This is a genomic window from Haloterrigena salifodinae (assembly GCF_003977755.1).
GTDB lineage: Archaea > Halobacteriota > Halobacteria > Halobacteriales > Natrialbaceae > Haloterrigena > Haloterrigena salifodinae.
Window position 1 is genome coordinate 109770 of sequence record NZ_RQWN01000004.1, and the last position, 17389, is coordinate 127158.

Genomic DNA, 17389 nt, shown 5'->3' on the forward strand with positions numbered 1-17389 from the left:
TTTTCGCGGGTTCCGATTCTTTTCGATCGCGTTCCTCTTGGCGTGGTACGGAGACGCGATTGTGGCCTTTGTCCGTAACCAGTTCTGGATAATGACTACGATGCTTGGTCTTGCTGTGGTTCTCAGCTATGTAGGCTGGCAGCGGTATTTTTAATTTGATCTCAGATGGTCTTCCAAACTCACTGTTGAGGGGGTGGTGATTGCTCGCTCTATTAGTTTCCCATCTTCCCAAAGCATCCGTCGTAACCCCTATACCGCCATTTCAAAGTCATTCATACCGTAATTTTGCCGTTCACTTTTACGTGTCAATGATTTATTCAGAAATATATGGCAATCAGTCTCCTCGTCACAGGGGTAATCGCAGCGATAGCCGCGATACTGCTATCCCCAGTGTTTGGATACTCAACCAGCGCAGGCTACCACCTCGGAAGTGGAAGTTTGACGAGTAAGGAAAAGGCCGCCCTCCTAAAACTCGCCAAAATCGGAGCAGCTGGTGCCATTGCTGCATACACGGCGCCAATCATTATCGCGATGAGTCCGTTACTCATCGGCGCTGCCGTGATAGGAGGCGTAGTGCTAGTGCTTCACTACGACATCCCGCACTGGAGGATACTATGAGACAGAGCAACGTAGGCGGTGCACTAATGACTCTTGTTCTTGGGCCGTTCATAGGATTCGCTATTGGCGGGCTCTTCTATGCAGTAGCGCGGATGTACGTGATCATGAGGCCGACAGAAGGACCGTTTACGGCAGCCTATGACACGATCGGGACATCTCTCTCTATCAGCTACAGCCTGTTCCAGTTGGCCTCAAGCCTTGAAGCTTGGGTTGCGATTGCAGCGATTGCTTTCGCGAGCTATAGTCTCTTTGCGAGTCTGGGTGGCGGTAGAGGCCGTGGTGGTCTCGGCGGTCGTTAGAAGCACTTCATCATACCACGGAATTCCAGCAAGATATCCCGGTAGTATTTTTGTGCTGGGCGTGTGGGTGAGTACCATACGGCCTTGTGATCAGCAGCCAGTAATCAGATAATGATGTACCGGCAATGGGAGATAACCAATGTTGGATTCGTGGCCTATGATGACATAGACTGGGAAATCAACCCCCAACTCCGAGCCATCGTACAATGACAACAGACCACACGCATTGGAATATCACAAACGAATTCGGAACCGGTAATTTGCACCGTGTTTTGTCTGAATCGGCGTTTCTTACGAAAAATCTAACGTTAATTGCGCGGCCTCGGCACTCATAGAGTTCGTAATAACCTGCCAGACCGTTTTCAACGTGATATATTTATTAAAATTGTTTTACTTCTAAACCATAATATAATAATAACGGCTATATCATGCCCCTATATTACCGTTCTTCCGGGGATCCTCCACAAGCTCATAAAGTCCTTCGTATACCTTGCGTGCATTACCGTGCTCTACGAGCCGACCAAGCCGATCACGAACGTACTGAAGACTGTAGCCAGTTTCGTCAGCAACGTATGGCGCGGTAACACGCCCTTCATTCAGCATATCAAGTAGCGCTTCATCGGCCGGTCCAAGATCTTCCTCCTCGAGCATGATGTCTTCGATAGTAGTTGTTGCGCTCATGCCTAAAGGGACGGTGGCTTTAGACATAACCCTTACCCCACTATCCTTAGGCCCTAAGGGTTAAGTGTATGTGGCACCTATTGTAGAGTGAGCACGGGACGCCTCGGAAAATCTCTGAGGCCGGTGTTCCAGCACCGACCCCGTGCTGGCCTAACCAGCATATGAGTATACAACCGCAATCCCACGAAACGGTTTCGGCTCGCAGTCGCACCGACCCCAGACCAGACTACATTCTCGTCGGCATCGACACCGAGGACGCACACCACGTCTACCGCACCACAGACGAAACCGTCCACGTCGTCCACAACACCGACCGCACCTACCGCTACAACCTAGAGGCCGTCGACCAGGGCATCAATGACTGGATTGAGTACGTCAACGCCGAACGGGGCTTTACAAGCCAACACCTCTACTCGAGCCTCACGAACTCATTCGTCGACGCACTCGAGGGTGACGACCAATGAAGGTCGTCACCACCCCTACCCAACTCCTCGAGGGGTTCCCGGTCGGTGCCCACGACACCACCACGTGCCAACACTGCGAGTACCGACTGTACGAAGGCGACCGTGTGACCATCCTTGCCTCCCGGCCAGCCGACACCGACCGCTGGGCGATCCATCGACCCTACTGCGTAGCCTGCAGTCCCGACACCATCACAGAGCCAACCCTTGGCTGTACGGAACTCCTCGCCGAGTGCAGGCTCGGCACCCGCGCTGATCTGCCCACCCAGCAGACACGATTCGTCGCTCTCGAGCCCGAGATCCTCGACTCGAGTCCACCCTCCAACAGGGCTGAACCAGAGGCGATCCCCATCCCGAATCGGTGACCCTCTAACACGCACTCGCGCCGACAGCCGGTGAGCCACTGCGCTCGGCTGTCCGCACTCTCTGCACTCGCTTCCAGGACTCGATGGTACGCCACTCCACTCGCCAGTCAGCACGCCCCCAGCTCCCAGTTGAGGTACGCCTGCCGTGACCGACGCGGGACTCACACCAACCCACCAGCCGCCGCTGTCCCCACAGGCCACCCTCAAGATCGACACCGATCCTGTCTCGGAGCTGTGGGACCAGCTATTCACCCAGCAGTCAATCCTAGACCAGTTCATCCGTGCCGCGCGCCGGTTCGCCGACGCACGGACTGTCCTCGAGTGTTACGAGATCCTTGAGGATCAACAGATCCCCTACTGGCTGCGCTCTCGCATACTCGAGGTCGCCCGCGGCAACCGGCGGGAAGCCTGGCGACTCGCCGCCGATCTCGTCCCGAACCTCGGACAGGGCCATGCGAGTCTCGAGGATCTGTTCGCGACCGCCCAGTTTTTCGCCGACCACGTGCCTGACGACCAGCCACCGACGCTTGCGGTCACGATCGACCGCGGGTTCGAGGACGTCCCACGTCGCAAACGAGAGTCGATCTGTCGACTGCTCGCCGTCCTCGCAACGGGCTTCGATGTCCGTGTCATCGCAACCGGACGGACCCACCACTGGCTTGCCCAGCACCACCGCGAAGACCTCCCCGGCGTGAGCGAATGGCGAGAGACACACCACCCAACGGAGGACCGCGTCGACGACGCCCTCGAGGTGCTGGATCCGGATGGCCGGAAGGTCGAACTCCTCCGGCAACTCGCCGATGAACCCGCTGAAACACTCTCGAGGCACGCGCTGCGGGCGATGCACGACGTCGGCCGGAGTCGGATCTCTCAACTCTTAGTCTCCGAGCAGCACTCGCTTACCGAACTCGGACTGGTTGCGGAGTTCGGACCAGCAGATGATCGCACTGTCGAGTTGCTCGACGCTGGCCGACAGCTACTCACCACGCTCGATGCCCAGATCGGTCGTCAACAGGAACTGGCCGAGGCCGTGAGCGACACCGGAACAGCCGACCAACAGTGCCGTGTAACCCCGCGCACACGAGGGGAGGAGCATGACGGCAGAAAAGACAGCAACCCCTACCGAACGGCCTACCTCGACCGTACAGGACATGTCGCCGCCGCTGGCTGTGGAGAGAACGGCGGGATCACCCTTGTTGAGGCCCCGTTCGAGGACCATACGGACGGGCCTGACCATACTCGATACGTGAGTTTCGACGGTGATCGCGAGGAAGCTGTCGTTGCCGTTCGGGCAAGTGGGCCCCTGCAGTATGTGGTGAGTCTCGCGACGGCGTTAGCCTCGCCGCAATTGCTCAACCGAGTACTCACCGACAACCGTCTTGAGCCACTAGAAGACCCGCCAGCGATTCTTCGGGATGCTCGCTGTATCGGCGCCCTTTCCGACGAAGCGCTCGAGGATCCCAAGACACTCCGTGAAGCGTTCCTCAAGTGGGGCACCGACCTCGAGGATCTCACCGTGAAACTCTCCGCTGGCGAGTACGAGGATCGCAACCGCTTCCGCAGCGAGATTATGCAGTCGGCTCACGGCCTTGCTGGCTCGATTATCCATCTGTTCGATGCCCTCGGGATCGATATCGTTCGAGAGCTTCGCGTCCCGTCGGGGCTCGATACGAACTCGCTCACAGAACTCGCAACCTCGATCAGTATTTCGGCCGCGATTCAGGGGAAATACGGTGTGTTCGCCTCGTACCGACAACTGTTCGAGTCCCGCGAGGAAAAGCGTCGCACCGCACTCACACCGACTGTTGATGCAGATGACCCGCTAGGAACATTCATCGGCTCTGTCGTCGTTCGTGGTGAGGACGTCCATCGTCTTTACCCATCTCTGGAAGAAGCACTCGAGAGGCCAGCGGCAGTCGCTGATGACGCTCCCGAATTCGCTGTCCACGTCTCCCTTTCGACGGTCGATCGAACGGGCTACGCGAGGGCTGCGACGCGGATCCTGCAGGCCAAGAACCTCCGCCCGACTCGAGATTGCATCTCGCTCCTACAAGCGGTAGTCAAATCGCCATACGCTGCTGCTCGAGCACTCCAGCAACTCGCCAGCGAAGACGAGAGTCGAGAGATCCGACCGGACGAACTCCGCTATGCGTTAGGAACACTCGATCCCGAACAGTTGCTCCCCGATCTCCCACCGACAGTTGGCCGGATCGTTCAGACGCTTCTCACAGCCGAAAACCGCCTGTCACAGCGTGACCTCGCCGACCGAGCGGGCGTCTCAGCACGCACCATTCGGAACTATCGCAACCGGCTCGAGGCGTTTGACCTCATCCGTATTGACGAGAACGGATATCGTCTGGCGCTCTCGTTCCAGACTACTTCCGAACGCCACGATCCCGTTGTTCCAACAGTCCTCGAGGAGAATCAGACGCTCCTCGACGCCGCCGACACGTTTCTCGAGTCAATCCTCCCGCCAGCGCGATACGGTGATCCCGACGACCCACTTGGCGGCGTACTGTTCTGGCCGCCGGATCCGTCGCGATTACTCGATCATCACCGAGTTGGCTCGTGGCTGCGACTAGCAGCTGCGCTCACAGCAACAGGATCTCCCGGGAATAACCGGGTGGTTCAGATGGGCCCACCGCTCGAGCAGCAGCCGCTTTCTTCTAGAGCTACATAGGCCTAGACCATCGTTCTGCCTCGTCTCCTCTCTATCTGTCCGATGTAGTAGCGTCAGTTCTTGAACTCGGTAAGTTGTCTGGCTAGCGAACGTCGATATATAGATTCCTGGTACTGTCTAGATAATGGCAACTGGGAACTATTGTCTGGCACACTCTTATACGTTAACTTGATATGTGGATTCATTCTATTAGTGAGAGAGATGGATTTTACAGTACTCCAAGCTGGAATTCCGACAAGTGGTAGCGAGGCTGTTTCCCAATACGGGCCAGTGCTCATTAGCACGGTGACAACAGTATTATTGTTCGTTGTGATGTTTGCTCTGACCTATTATCTCGGCAAAAAGGTTCTTGTTAGAGCTACTAAACAGTCATTACAGTCACGCGGATTGAAGGCGGGGCTTGTAAGTCTCTCTGTCAGTATTGTAAGCATCCTTGTCCTAATTGCGGCCGTTGCTGTTGCAGCTACTGTCGCTGGGTTTGGTACCGTCCTGACAGCGTTTGCTACCCTTGCTGGTGCTCTGGCACTTGGGCTTAGCTTTGCCACACAAGACCTCATCAGTAATTTCGTATCTGGGGTCTTTATCATCAAAGATGAACCATTCAAAGTCGGCGACTGGATTAAATGGGATGGCAATGAGGGAGTTGTTAAACAGATCAAAATACGTGTGACCCAGGTCGAGACTTTCGATAACGAGTTGGTGACCGTTCCGAACAATCAGCTCGCTAACACAGTGCTCACCAACCCAGTTGCAAACGAGACACTTCGTGTCTCCTGTGATTTCGGTATCAGCTACGATAACGATATTACAATTGCACGCGAAGCGATTATCGATACGGCTTCGAACATCGATGGTGTTCTTGCTGATCCAGGACCCGCAGCGCCAGTGACGACGCTTGGTGATTCAGCAGTTGTCCTTACCGGTCGTGTATGGATTGATCCCCGAAAGCATAGTGCTGCTGCCATCAAAGCAGCGTTTCGTGAAGCCGTTAAACGTCGTTTCGACAGTGAAGGGGTCGATATGCCTTATCCACACACGACCCTTACTGGGGAAGTTGGCCTCGAGAATACTCAAGAAACAGGGGCCGTCGGCAACTCAGCTGAATAGTATCCTCCTGAAAAGGGTCATAGAACTATTCCCTCGAGATTAATTTCACCGCTATCCTGAACTCCACGGATATGTTGGCGTACGGATCCACTGCTGTTCTCTCTTATTACCAAATCACCATGGTGGAACAAAGAAATTAATCGAACCCATAGTTGGTTTTTCTTGGGCATCTTTAGTGAGTGTCAGAACTGTGGGTTTGTTCTGCGAGCAATGAACAGTACAAATCCTAGCCTACTCAATTGGATTCCATGCCCTAACTGTAAAACGTCCAGTACTGGCTCGATGACGATCTCATCTATGATCGGAGAGAGTTGAGATTCACAGAAGACCACGAAAACAATATCATCGAAACGAACGGCCCTGTGGGGTACTATGGCGGGAGGTACATGGTTCCACAAAACCTCTACTCCTATTATGCCAATCACTCAATGGCTCTCAATGGGACGTTCGGAGACGGCTGCTGAATCTCACTTCATCGATTCTTTTTGGAAGGGAGTAGAAACTACACTATCACAGGTTCACTGGATTCTCGAAGACCTATGAGCACCAATTAGCACCTATGAGCGGTAATAGGAACGTGAAAAGAGTAGACGCCTAAAGCAGGTCCTTGGACTGAAAGTGTTTCACCATGCAGCTTCTACACAACGTTTTTCTTAACGGCTTGTCCGAATCCCGTTCTTCGGGGAGCACACGGTGGTCGACAGAGTCACCGCACTCAAAGCACTCGAGTTCGACCGGAACGCCCCGCTCCCCGAGTTCGGTCATTCGCTCTTCGATCACCGGGAGGGTCGGTGGGTTGTAGTTCTCGCCCGTGGGTTCGATGTTTTCGCTCATGTCTCACATTGTCTCTTAGTTTGCTTCCGGTCGCGCCTCGAGTTCGAAGTAGGTGTTCAACTCGTCGGGATTATCGACGATCGGGACGATGCACTCACGGATGAACAACAACACTTCATGAAACACTCGGGCGAGGTGTTCCAGGTGCCGAACCGTGACCTCATGGCCGTCGCTAATGTCTTCAGCAACCTCCCAGAAGGCTTGCTCGAGGAGATCGGGGGCGTGGAAGAAGTTCATCATGGAGTAGTCGGCGACCGATTCGCTCCCACTCTGCGGCGTTTTCAGACATCTATCCCCCACCTCCTCTCTGATCGCCCGGCCCGACGCCGGCGCCACTGAACATCTCAGTCTGTCCTCGGCAATTCGAGCAAGCGTGTAGCGTCCCGTCGTTGGCCGCGAAGACGCGGTGATAGGCTTCCGTCACATGGGCGTCGCAATTGTCGCAGTGAGCCATTATGCTCCCTCTTGGACCACGCGAGCAATTAATGAGGTGATCATCAGGTTGATCCCACAGGCCACCAGCGCCGCGGCCAAGCCTAAGAACTCAAGCAAGACGATCATCCGAAGCGCCGAGTAGTTAACTCGCTCGTCGTGATCGGCAAACTGGTCCCACGCCTCGTCGAAATCGATCTCTTCAGGATCGGTATCACGGACGTCAACACCAGCCTGATCCTCGAGTTAACGCTCGCGTTTTCGGCGGGTCGCTTCGTAGTCCCAAGCGAAACCAGCCCTACTCACGGTCATGGAATCGTTTGATCATCCCGTTGGCGAACTCTGCACGCATTTGGAACTTCCACGAGGTTCCGTGCCACTGAGAGTGACAATCTGGGAGATTTGCTCATGTGCGTATGTGGTGGGTTTGTTGAGTTAGTACGCAAATGGCCCTTCAACGAGAGAGCATACGGCGAGAAGACCGTGGACAGATGGTGACCACGGGATAACCTCCAAATCGGTCCGTGGAGTAGACCGTCGACGGACCGATCGAGCGGTAGACAAGCTAGTAGCGGTACGTTGCTTCCAACCGCATGATGTGTGAATTGTGTTAGGTTAGGGTGATGGCTGAGGGCTCACGCCCGGCCTGCCAGATCGGGGACATGGTCACTCGTGGACACCAGCTGTCTCCTCTTCATTCCTATCGTGGCTGGTTTCGCCAGGGATCTCGGTCCCTTCCATAATCTTGACTCGGCGTTCCTTACTGGTCACGCTTCGGCCACTCTCGGTCTTGTCAACCTTGATCCGGTCCTTCGTGAGGTCCTTCATGGCACCGATTGTTCGGGAGACGAGTTTCTTCGCGTAGGCATCGTCGACGGCACCCCGACCGAGTTCACGGCGGATCCAGTGTTTCATCTCACTGGCGTCGATGTACGCTCGGACACCCTTGCAGCCGTTCTTCCACGGGTTGTCGATCTCGCTATCGCGTGCCTGCCAGAGTCTCGCTGCGAGGTAGTCGCCCTTCGTCTTGGCCGTCCGATCGAGCATCTCGTCGTCCATCTGGGCCAGCTGCTGGATCGGGAGGAGATCAGCGTGCGCCAGGTTCGTCGATCCACCTCGAGCAAGCGGCTCCTCGCTCTCGGGTAGGCGGTAGTACTCGCCACTGTCCTTCTGAATCTTCTCGAGGCGATCTTCCTTGATCGGGAGGTCGAACTCGACAACGAGCTCCGCGGGCAGATGTGCGCCCTTCTCGAGTTCGCGAGCCATCAATTCGTTCAGTCGATCGTCGTTGAGATCGGTCGCAGCGTCGAAACGGGCGTGCTTCCGCTCTTGTTCATTGGCGACCTCGTCCAGTTGCTCCTCGAGCGCGGCGATCCGGTCGTCCTTCTGCTCGATGACGTCCTGTTGTTCTTCGACAGTCGTCTCGAGGTCGTCGACGCGCTCGCGGAGCTGCTGCAGTTCGGTAGCAAGTTGTTCGTTCGTCGGTACGGTTGTCGTGTCCAGGTGGAGTGACATCCTGTGTTCGAATTCCTGCAATTAGGTCTCTTGGACGCCGACGTCACTCGGTATTGTGCTTACCTCCCGCAGATAGTGACCGTATCAAGGAATGAGGTTCCCCCAAAAATTGAAGCGCTTCTTATCATGGTTACTACCAACACGAATGAGGAGTAATGCAGAAATTGTGCTAGTTGTATGTCGCCACTGTGATTCGGTGTGCTTAGGTCGCCGATACGAAGACGGAGTGGTGAAAGGACCACATCGGGGTAGTTGTAGCTGTGGTCGGGGGGATTTTGGTCTAGTTGAAGAGTCAGGATGATCAGTGTCATCCCCAGACATCACGTATCTCCTCCGCTGGCGTGGAGTTCCTGAGCTACTAGCTCGTCTACCGCTCGATCGGTCCATCGTCGGTCTACTCCAGGGGCCGATTCGGAGGTTATCCCGTGGCCGCCATCTGTCCACGGCCTTTCCACAGTATGCTCCCTCGTTGAGAGCCGCTCGCTCACTAACTCAACAACCTCACCACACACGCACATGATTATTCTGTCGGGAAGTTTCTCCATGAGTTCCGTCTAGGACACTGTCTAGATAAGGAAAATTGAAAGATTCGAAGACGGTGAAGATGTGATGAAACCTGTGACACGATCATCACCGATCGAGAGCAGCGAAAATTCGACCACTTTATCACTCTTCTCACAATGAGTGAGTATCTTACCCTTCGGTACGAATGCCGCAACAGCCGCTGAATCGTCGGTCTACGTTAGAAGTGCTTAACTAGACAGTGCCAAGAGACCGCTGGTAAAGTTACTCGAGACGATCGTGAATGTTGAGCTGTGCCGCTCAGCCGTCACTCTCGCCGTCGACGAATCGCAGCCGATCCCAGTCAACGCCTTGTGACGACCGAAAGCCAATACTCATTTCGTCCGCGATGCCATCCGTCACACTTGTGCTAACGGTGCCGAGTACGGTACCGTCAAGGTCTTTGATCCGGAATCCAACCCCGTTAGAACTGTCAGCAACAAATTGACACTCAACAGTTCTATCGACCAAATTTGGGAGTCTCGTGTTCTTGTCAAGAATTGTAACATCATTCCCTGTCTCTCGAGCAATCCGAATTCCACCGTTCGGGTCAACAATAAGCCGCCACCCTGGGGTTTCTGTGGCCCACACGTTGTCCTCCATTCCGAGAAGGATCCAGGGCTGGGAGGTGCTCGGGTCAGGACGCATAAGTACCGAAACCACGCGGCCGTCTTCAGGATAGTTCGGTAGCCCCTGACCAGGGAAGGAACGGATATTCGAGTCGCCGTTTTGCCGAATACCCTGACTCGAGTCCTCGTGTAAGGCCGCGCTCGAGGAGACGCCAACATTGCCGGTTCCGTCACGTGTCCATGGACCCAGCTGACCGCCGCTATCGTAGTCCTCGAAGTCGTCGATTATCAGCCTAGCCGGATTGACGGATTCATCACTCTCGTTGCCAGAGTCATCATCATCATCTAAGTCGCTTGGTTCGCTGGCTGGTTCAGTTTCGTTTTCAGTGTCGTCCTCGTTGTTCTCGTCAGTCGCATTGTTTTGTTTGAGGCTCTCTTCGCTTTTGTCGTTCCTTGGTTCGATAAGGCCTCCGCACCCAGCCAGCGTAACTGAGAGCGCCGTTCCGGCACCTTCCAGTATCGCGCGTCGTCGCATAGGTAGGTATTCTCTGAGGTCCGAATAATAGTACCGAATATCGGAGTGTATGGATAGAAGATTAGTTACGAAACCGCACTTGAGACACTTCTTATTAACACCTACCGCGCCTGAAGACGTGGGAATCCCAAGCGTTAGGATATTATGGTTTGCAACCTGCCTGTTCGTTTGGTGCAAAACGCCTCGAGGGTTGGTTGAACAGGTAGGCTGGTTCCATTCGTCGAGAATCCTGACGAGTTGCGTACCTACTTCGAACTCGAGGCGCGGCCAGAAGCGAACGAATAGGCGGGTATCTCCAGAATATTCCCGGTCACGAACCTCCCGCAGCTACATCGTAGGACCGGGATCCGGGCGGGTCTTGCTTTCCCAGTCACTGGTCGAACGGGGTACTCGCTGGAGCAGAACTTGCAATGCATCACGTCGTCCGGGAGATTGGAGAGTGGCTGTTCGGTGATCTCGCGAGCACGGGTAAGACCATGGCAGTTGGGCGGGGTCTGGTAGTGGGTATGTCTGGCAGCAGCGTACACCACTTCGTCGTCGGTCACTCGGTCCTCGGGGTTGCCTCACCGCACCCAATTCTCGATTGGTCATGCAGTGGGGACAGCTGTGTACCTCGCCGCCAATACCGAACACTCGAATAAAGTCTTGAGTGACGAACCCTCCGCACTCTTCCCATTCAGGCATAGTTACTCCGTCCTCGGCTGGCATCCCAGTCAAGAAGTAGTGCAGCCCGCGTCCGATTCGGGGCAGCGGCGGCTCGGGTCGGCCGTCGGCAAACCCGGTTGCGAGGACGACCCGATCGGCGAGAGCCGATCCGTCGGTGGTTTCCAGTTCGAACGCCCCGTCGCGTCGATCGATAGCGGTTACGAACTCCCTGCGGTAGTCCGCTCCGTACGATCGAATCTGCTCGACGGCTGTCTCGAGGAACTCGTTCCCGGAGATCGATTCGGGAACGCCGATGACGTTGTGCGTCTCCTGCATCATCGCCGCGTGGCCGCCGCGATCGAAGACCGCGGTTTCGTGACCGAGGCGCACCGCGTACAGCGCTGCCGTCAGGCCGGCCGGACCGCCGCCAACGACGGCGACTTCGTAGTGGTTCGTCTCCGTAGAATCTGTGGGTGTCGTCACGTTCTAGTTACCTCTTATTAGTCATAAGCTCGAGCCATCCGTTCTGTAATCGGCACTCAATCTTAATCGAAATAGCGCGGCGCGAAGGTGATTAGCAGTTCACGCCGAACACTTCGGGAGTGCCTCTCTATTGATTAGTCCAGCCAAGAACGCTATTATATGTACGATCGAGGATGTCGAACTGATTGCGGACACGCTTGAGACGTCGATCGAAGTCGTCTATGCGGGTCAGCGGGAACTTGCACAGGTCGGTCTCGAGCCGAGTGATTTCGTCCTCTACCACCACCCGTGGACGGAGTATCCGCATGTGCTCGACACCTGCAAGCTAATAGCACTGGACTGGGTGTCGACAGACCCCGAAACGGCGATGGCGCGGACCGTCGACGAGTCCCTCACGAGCGGTCGTCGCGGAGCCGCCCATGATCCAGGTCGTGACGCTGAGGAGATACTCCTCGAGTTAATCACCGACTGAGTGGTCGGTCGAGAGACTTGCTCAGGAGCGAGTAGCGCCATCCACGCCGTCGTCACCGACGGGATACGGGTAGTAAGCGGTTTCCCCGCAGCCCGAGCGAGTGCCGTAAGAACTTATCTAAAAACAGAAACATCCTTTGTTCTTTATTTCTAATGGTATGTTTTTCGCTAGTCCGACACCGTGCGTTTCGCATCCAAAACCGAGGCCATGTCGCTGGCAGATGTCGTTCGGCAACTGATCGCTATCGGCGAGAAACCCGGCGTCTCCAGCGTCATATTTCTCGGGAATTCACGGAAGAATGAATTCGAAATAATCGTAGTTCTGGCCTATTCAAACTTCGTATGCAGTAGTTCATTTGCTTCAATCGACGGTAACTTACAGCCAATATTGCTCGTCGCGAATCGGATCGCAAGTTCGTCGATCGCGACCGAATTGTGGTCAGTCTCAGGCTATAGACCGACGTAACGAGCCCACTTGTAGACCGCTGACTGCGCCAGTTCAACACTGAATATCTCGATAACTCTAACAGTATTCAAAGGCGGGAATACAGTGGGATGGAGTTGAATACTAGATCCATCAACAACCATCGTGTTGCTTCTCGCTTCACAATACACACATTGAACCGGCCGATACTATACTGAGACGTTCATTTTCGGATACAGTACGTGTGTGAAAACATCACTACGAGCACTGTCAGCGAATCATCCGTGTCTACAGGCTAAACAGGCCGAGCGCCTCGAGATGATGAGACGCTTTCCGTCTCGAACCACGTGACACCGAGGCGGTTCACTGGTTTTCCGCTCTCGCCGCTATTTCTGTTACTTGAGTCGCTTGAAGTTCCACTTCTGGTTGTCGCCGTCCCACCACTCCCACTGCACGCAACGGGTGCCGTCGCTAGTCGAAGCGTCTTCAACGTCCAGTACTCTGCCGCTGTTGGCGTTTCGAACGCGGTAGTGACCGTCAGGAGTTCTGTCAACGGTCCACCGCTGGTTGTCGCCATCCCACCACTCCCACTGCTGGATGGCGTCACCGTCCCCGGTTCCCCCGTCTCGTACCTCGAGCACTTTCCCGCTATTGCGGTTCTCGAACTGGAAGACGCCGTCATTGACCTCGTGAGCGATCCATTTCTGACTGTCACCGCCCCACCACTCCCACTGCTGGACAGCGTCGCCGTCCCCGGTTCCTCCGTCCCGCACCTCGAGTACTTTCCCGCTATTGCGGTTCTCGATTCGGTAGGTCGCGCCGTCGACAAGTCCTTCGGAGTAGTCCCAAGCGGTGAGGCTTTCGATGGTCGCCGTACCGCCGTTCGCGGTCATCGTCGCGTGGACGCTCGTTTCGTCCGGGTAGATCCGATTCGTCATCGTCTTCTTGCCGTCGTTGGCGAACGTGGAGATGATACTCCGATCGACGAACACGCGCACCGTGAGCGTCCCGTCGTCGCGCAACGCCACTGGTTGGCTCGCGACGTCCTTGTCGGTGTCGCCGAAGAAGGCGCCCGCGTCGCCTCGATCGACGAACAACTCCTCCGCGCCGACGTCGTAGGTGACGCGCGTCTCCTGACTGATGCCCTTGCGAAGCTCGAGGACCACGGCGTCAGCAGTGCCCGGATCGATCGTCGCGAGCAGCTCGAGCATCTCACCTTTCACGTTGGTGCCCGCCAACGGGTCGTGGGTAGGCGAAAGGGGTTCGTCGCTCAGATCCGCGAGCACGCCCTTGCGGTTCGACTCGACCGCCCCGTCGAGGCGCTGGATCGGTACGATCCCGCTCCCGGTGTCCCGGAGGGTGATCCGGCGAGGGAACGACTGGGCGCCTTTCCAACCGTCCTCGGGCGTGTCAGCTGCGTAATCCCAGTGGCTCGTCCACGCCAGTCCCAGGCGAGAGTCCGTCGCCGGTTCGTTGGTCCAGCTCTGGGCGGCGTAGAAGTCCCGTCCGGAGTCCGCGTACACCTCGTTATCGGCGACGAACGTCATGCCGTCGAACTGGCCGACGTGGTGTTCGACATGATCGGCGTCGACGGAGACGGTCATCACCCAACGCCGCTCATCGGCGTTCTCGACCGGGAGCTCGAACAGATCGGGACATTCCCAGGCGACGCCATCGGACTCGTAGGTGCTCAGGTACGTCCAGTTCTTCAGGTCGTCGGACTCGTAGATCTCGATCCCCGCCGGTCGGTCGGGTCCGTTCCCCTCGACGCGCGCGACAACCATCCGCCAGTTGCCGGTCGGATCGTACCAGAACGGGTTCGGATCGCGCCAGTTGCCGGTGTCCTCGTCGAGCACCGGGTTCCCGCCGTACTTGGTGAAGGTGTCGCCGCCGTCGGTGCTGTAGGCGATGCGCTGGTCCTCTTCTCCGCCATCGTGGTGGCCCGTGTACATAGTCACGATTGTGTTCTCACCGAACCCGGCCGTGTCGTTCACGTCGACCACCGCGCCACCGGAGTACGCCTGAACGCTGTCCGTGTCCGGGATCTTGGTTCCCTGCTCGGTCCAGTTGACCAGGTCCGTGCTGATGGCGTGATCCCACCGTCGGCGGGACTCGCCGGCCTGGTAGAACATGTGGTACGTACCGTCGTGGTACACCAGACCGTTTGGATCGTTCATCCAGCCGCTCTCGCGTTCGAAGTGGTACCCGGGTCGGTACCGTTCCGAACTAGGCTGTCCGTTCTGGATGTCCTCCATCTCCCAGATCTCGATTGATCGGACGGTGATGTCGCCGTCTCGGTACAGTCGCAGCTCCGTCGAGTCATCGCGCGACGGGTACGCACGCGTCGTGACGCTCTTGAGCGAGTTGACGTAGCACTCGATCAGCGACTTGTCGATGAACGCCCGCAGACGCAGGTTGTCGCTGCCGACATCGACCGGCCCCTGCGTCGTGAGATTGCTCTTGTCTTGCTCCGCTTCCATCAGCGTCGAGTCCTGACTGGTCTGGTTCCGGTCGGTCTTGATCTCGCCGGTCGATTCGTCGTAGTAGACGAGCGTCTTTTCCTCGCCGTCGGGCGAGTGGTGGGAGTAGAAGCCGTACTCCGTCGCACCGTTCGACTCGATCTCTAACTGCAGTTCGACGGTATTGGCGGTGAGGTTCTCTAGCGCGTCGTCGACGAGCGCTGGATCAGCGTCGTTCATATCTAGGAGCTTCTCTGATCGGGCGCTCTCCATCTCCCCGATCGGCGCGATGCCGAGGCGGCCGTCGTCGCGCAGCGACAGTTCCATCGGCGTCCCGGCGTTGTGCGCCCACCCGGAGTCGTGCCAGAGCTGTTCCTTGCGGTGATCCTGTGCGATCGTGAACAGGATTGAGCGGCCCGTCTGCGGATCGACGAAGCCGCTGGGCCCGGTGAAGTGGAAGTCGCCCTCATCGATGAGCAGCGGATCTTGGTGATCACGAACGAACTCGAAGTTAGCGGTGTCCCAAGTCCCGATCCAGTACCACACCTCTGTATCGCCGCCCTGAGGGCTGATGCAAAGGACGTGCTTCTCGTTTCCGTTGGCGTCCGTGCCGAGCGGCAGCAGAACTGGCAGTTCCCAGTTGTCGCCGAGGTGCGGGTAGTCGTCTGGACTGTCCAGCTGGAGCGCCCGTCCCTCGTAGTTCCAGTTGACGCAATCCGTGGAGTGAAACGCGAGCACGGTACCCCCGCCGCCGTTCTGGAGACCCGAGCCGACGAGACAGTACCATTCACCGTTCTCCTGCCAGACGTGGGGGTCGCGAAACTCGTTTTTCATCAGGTCGGGGTCGTCGGGCTGACGCATCACGACCCCCTGTTTGTTCCAGTCAGTGAGCGCTACGTCGTCGTCCTCGGGGAACGTCGACGTTGCCTCGGCGATGGCTTGATCGTCCGTTCCTTCCGTGAGGCCCGCGGTGTAGAGGAGCTTCGGACAGCCGTCGGCGTCGACGACGGCGTCGCCCGACCAGCAACCCGCCGGGTCGATTCCTTCCTCCGGTCGGAGCGCCTCCTCGACGGGGTTCCAGTGGACCATGTCGTCGCTGACCCAGTGACCCCAGTGGATCTGCCGCCAGTAGGATCCCTTCGGGTTATGCTGGTAGAACAGATGGTACTTCCCGTCGAAGTACAGCGGACCGTGGGGTTCGTTCATCCAGTGTGTCGGCGCGATCGCGTGGTACTCCGGCCGGTAGTTGTCGCCGTCGTACTGCTGTGGATTGACCGTCAACTCTTGGTAGCCGGTCGCGGTGAGGTCGCCGATTTCGTTGTTGTGTTTGCTCTGGATCTCGGAGCCGGAGAGCGCGGCATCGTAGGTTTCAAGCTGGCTGACGGCGCCGTTGAACATATTCTGCTTCCAGACGTCTTTTCCCTCGCCAATGTAGTCCATCTGGGAGTTCCTCCCGAGCTTGAGGGCAACATCGACAGGGCCGATCGTCCCCGTTGGAGTTGAGTTCTCGGCGACAAGGGTCCCGTCCTTGTAGAGCTGCAGTGACCCCGCGTTTCCGTCGAAGACGGCCGTGAGGTGGTTCCACTCGTAGACGTCGATCAGATCGTCACTCTTGACCCAAATTTCCTCCCAGCTGTCGCCGAGACCCACCTGGAACGTCCAGTGGCCGTAGTTGTCGACGCCAAACGTGAACCCCTGCTGGGCGCTCCGGTCGCGCTTCTCGATGATCGGGTCGATGTAATTCGACTCGGAGCCGTGAGAACACGGAGCGACCCAGGTGTCGATCGTCAGCTCCGAGAGCTCCTGACTGAACTCCGGCGCGAGTTCGTCGGCCTCCCAGGCTGCCCACGTGGTGTAGCCGTCGAACAGCAGGCCGTTCTGTCCTTTGCCGTCGACCCACAACGGATCTCGGTCGCCCTTATAGGCGACGTGTTTTCGGTACTCTGCGACGCTTTCAACGGTGGAATCACCGCTTCCCTCGTCGAGAGGCCAGTCACCGATCTTGGATTCGGTGTGCGACGCCGTTACGGACCCGGTGAGTGCGCCGCCGATGCTAGCCGAAACGGCGATCCCCCCGAACATCTGTAACCAATCGCGCCGATTGACGTGGCCGATGCTGTCGGTACTAGCGGACTGCTTGTGGTTCTCTGTCACGGTTCGAGAGTCTATCACCATTAACATAAAACTAATCGAGTGTCTGTAACTTCACATTCGAAATATCGTTCGATAACCGACGCCCGCTGAAATCGT

Annotated in this window: 16 protein-coding genes and 2 pseudogenes; 7 read left to right on the plus strand and 11 right to left on the minus strand. The window is 56.9% G+C overall.

The genetic code is table 11. The annotated features are described in order from the left end of the window. Nucleotides 1–327 precede the first annotated feature (327 nt). Nucleotides 328–618, plus strand: a complete 291-nt coding sequence (locus EH209_RS18690) for a hypothetical protein (protein WP_126664359.1) — start codon at nt 328–330, stop codon at nt 616–618. 725 nt (nt 619–1343) lie between these two features. On the opposite strand, the gene EH209_RS18695 is transcribed toward EH209_RS18690, so the two are convergent. Further along, nucleotides 1344–1598 (minus strand): MarR family transcriptional regulator, encoded by a 255-nt coding sequence (locus EH209_RS18695; protein WP_249038842.1) that lies wholly within the window; start codon nt 1596–1598, stop codon nt 1344–1346. Between the two features lie 161 nt (nt 1599–1759). Between EH209_RS18695 and EH209_RS18700 the strand changes: the two genes are divergently transcribed. Together EH209_RS18700 and EH209_RS18705 are read left to right on the plus strand one after the other, a co-directional pair. Continuing rightward, on the plus strand, nt 1760–2062 hold the full coding sequence (locus tag EH209_RS18700) for a hypothetical protein (protein ID WP_126664360.1): 303 nt from the start codon (nt 1760–1762) through the stop codon (nt 2060–2062). Continuing rightward, entirely contained in the window at nt 2059–2424 is a 366-nt protein-coding gene (locus EH209_RS18705; protein WP_126664361.1) for a hypothetical protein, read from the plus strand. The genes EH209_RS18700 and EH209_RS18705 overlap by 4 nt, the downstream gene beginning before the upstream one ends. A gap of 265 nt (nt 2425–2689) precedes the next feature. Here the strand turns inward: EH209_RS18705 and EH209_RS24730 are convergent, their stop codons facing one another. Then, entirely contained in the window at nt 2690–3298 is a 609-nt protein-coding gene (locus EH209_RS24730) for a hypothetical protein (protein WP_249038843.1), read from the minus strand. Here EH209_RS24730 and EH209_RS18710 point away from each other — a divergent pair. The 3 genes and pseudogenes from EH209_RS18710 to EH209_RS24735 all read left to right on the plus strand — a co-directional run. Continuing rightward, nucleotides 3266–5104, plus strand: coding sequence for a winged helix-turn-helix transcriptional regulator (locus EH209_RS18710; protein WP_249038844.1), 1839 nt, complete (start codon nt 3266–3268; stop codon nt 5102–5104). The two genes, EH209_RS24730 and EH209_RS18710, sit on opposite strands and share 33 nt — an antisense overlap. Nucleotides 5105–5305: 201 nt before the next feature. Beyond that, nucleotides 5306–6211: a mechanosensitive ion channel family protein gene (locus EH209_RS18715; RefSeq protein WP_126664363.1), complete on the plus strand. Its 906-nt coding sequence runs from the start codon at nt 5306–5308 to the stop codon at nt 6209–6211. Nucleotides 6212–6477: 266 nt separating this feature from the next. Then, nucleotides 6478–6675, plus strand: a pseudogene (locus tag EH209_RS24735) (hypothetical protein); the annotation flags it as partial. Nucleotides 6676–6805: 130 nt separating this feature from the next. Here EH209_RS24735 and EH209_RS18725 read toward each other — a convergent pair. The 8 genes and pseudogenes from EH209_RS18725 to EH209_RS18750 form a co-directional block, all read right to left on the minus strand. Then, nucleotides 6806–7045: a hypothetical protein gene (locus tag EH209_RS18725; protein WP_126664364.1), complete on the minus strand. Its 240-nt coding sequence runs from the start codon at nt 7043–7045 to the stop codon at nt 6806–6808. A gap of 15 nt (nt 7046–7060) precedes the next feature. Beyond that, nucleotides 7061–7381: a hypothetical protein gene (locus EH209_RS18730; RefSeq protein ID WP_164722078.1), complete on the minus strand. Its 321-nt coding sequence runs from the start codon at nt 7379–7381 to the stop codon at nt 7061–7063. Next, nucleotides 7335–7499 carry a DUF7563 family protein gene (locus tag EH209_RS25280; protein WP_449271922.1) on the minus strand — a complete coding sequence of 55 codons (165 nt, stop codon included), beginning with the start codon at nt 7497–7499 and terminating at the stop codon, nt 7335–7337. The genes EH209_RS18730 and EH209_RS25280 overlap by 47 nt, the downstream gene beginning before the upstream one ends. A 644-nt stretch (nt 7500–8143) precedes the next feature. Continuing rightward, nucleotides 8144–8992, minus strand: a complete 849-nt coding sequence (locus tag EH209_RS18735) for a hypothetical protein (RefSeq protein WP_126664366.1) — start codon at nt 8990–8992, stop codon at nt 8144–8146. Between the two features lie 320 nt (nt 8993–9312). Then, nucleotides 9313–9537, minus strand: a complete 225-nt coding sequence (locus EH209_RS18740) for a hypothetical protein (protein ID WP_126664367.1) — start codon at nt 9535–9537, stop codon at nt 9313–9315. 277 nt (nt 9538–9814) lie between these two features. Then, on the minus strand, nt 9815–10657 hold the full coding sequence (locus tag EH209_RS18745; RefSeq protein WP_126664368.1) for a hypothetical protein: 843 nt from the start codon (nt 10655–10657) through the stop codon (nt 9815–9817). 327 nt (nt 10658–10984) lie between these two features. Continuing rightward, on the minus strand, nt 10985–11365 hold the full coding sequence (locus EH209_RS25285) for a DUF7563 family protein (RefSeq protein WP_449271924.1): 381 nt from the start codon (nt 11363–11365) through the stop codon (nt 10985–10987). A gap of 6 nt (nt 11366–11371) precedes the next feature. Continuing rightward, nucleotides 11372–11785 (minus strand): annotated as a pseudogene (locus tag EH209_RS18750) (NAD(P)/FAD-dependent oxidoreductase); the annotation flags it as partial. A gap of 130 nt (nt 11786–11915) precedes the next feature. Here EH209_RS18750 and EH209_RS18755 point away from each other — a divergent pair. After that, a complete protein-coding gene (locus tag EH209_RS18755) occupies nt 11916–12257 on the plus strand; it encodes a hypothetical protein (RefSeq protein ID WP_126664369.1) in 342 nt (113 codons plus the stop codon). 818 nt (nt 12258–13075) lie between these two features. Here the strand turns inward: EH209_RS18755 and EH209_RS18760 are convergent. Continuing rightward, nucleotides 13076–17293 carry a GH32 C-terminal domain-containing protein gene (locus EH209_RS18760; protein ID WP_249038845.1) on the minus strand — a complete coding sequence of 1406 codons (4218 nt, stop codon included), beginning with the start codon at nt 17291–17293 and terminating at the stop codon, nt 13076–13078. Nucleotides 17294–17389: the final 96 nt, after the last annotated feature.

Excerpts from the sequence above, each read along its gene's own strand:
- EH209_RS25285 (WP_449271924.1), bottom strand. The coding sequence starts at position 11,365 with ATGCCAGCCGAGGACGGAGTAACTATGCCTGAATGGGAAGAGTGCGGA.
- EH209_RS18695 (WP_249038842.1), bottom strand. The coding sequence starts at position 1,598 with ATGAGCGCAACAACTACTATCGAAGACATCATGCTCGAGGAGGAAGAT.
- EH209_RS18725 (WP_126664364.1), bottom strand. The coding sequence starts at position 7,045 with ATGAGCGAAAACATCGAACCCACGGGCGAGAACTACAACCCACCGACC.
- EH209_RS18745 (WP_126664368.1), bottom strand. The coding sequence starts at position 10,657 with ATGCGACGACGCGCGATACTGGAAGGTGCCGGAACGGCGCTCTCAGTT.
- EH209_RS18700 (WP_126664360.1), top strand. The coding sequence starts at position 1,760 with ATGAGTATACAACCGCAATCCCACGAAACGGTTTCGGCTCGCAGTCGC.
- EH209_RS18710 (WP_249038844.1), top strand. The coding sequence starts at position 3,266 with ATGCACGACGTCGGCCGGAGTCGGATCTCTCAACTCTTAGTCTCCGAG.
- EH209_RS18735 (WP_126664366.1), bottom strand. The coding sequence starts at position 8,992 with ATGTCACTCCACCTGGACACGACAACCGTACCGACGAACGAACAACTT.
- EH209_RS18705 (WP_126664361.1), top strand. The coding sequence starts at position 2,059 with ATGAAGGTCGTCACCACCCCTACCCAACTCCTCGAGGGGTTCCCGGTC.
- EH209_RS18740 (WP_126664367.1), bottom strand. The coding sequence starts at position 9,537 with ATGGAGAAACTTCCCGACAGAATAATCATGTGCGTGTGTGGTGAGGTT.
- EH209_RS18715 (WP_126664363.1), top strand. The coding sequence starts at position 5,306 with ATGGATTTTACAGTACTCCAAGCTGGAATTCCGACAAGTGGTAGCGAG.
- EH209_RS18690 (WP_126664359.1), top strand. The coding sequence starts at position 328 with ATGGCAATCAGTCTCCTCGTCACAGGGGTAATCGCAGCGATAGCCGCG.
- EH209_RS25280 (WP_449271922.1), bottom strand. The coding sequence starts at position 7,499 with ATGGCTCACTGCGACAATTGCGACGCCCATGTGACGGAAGCCTATCAC.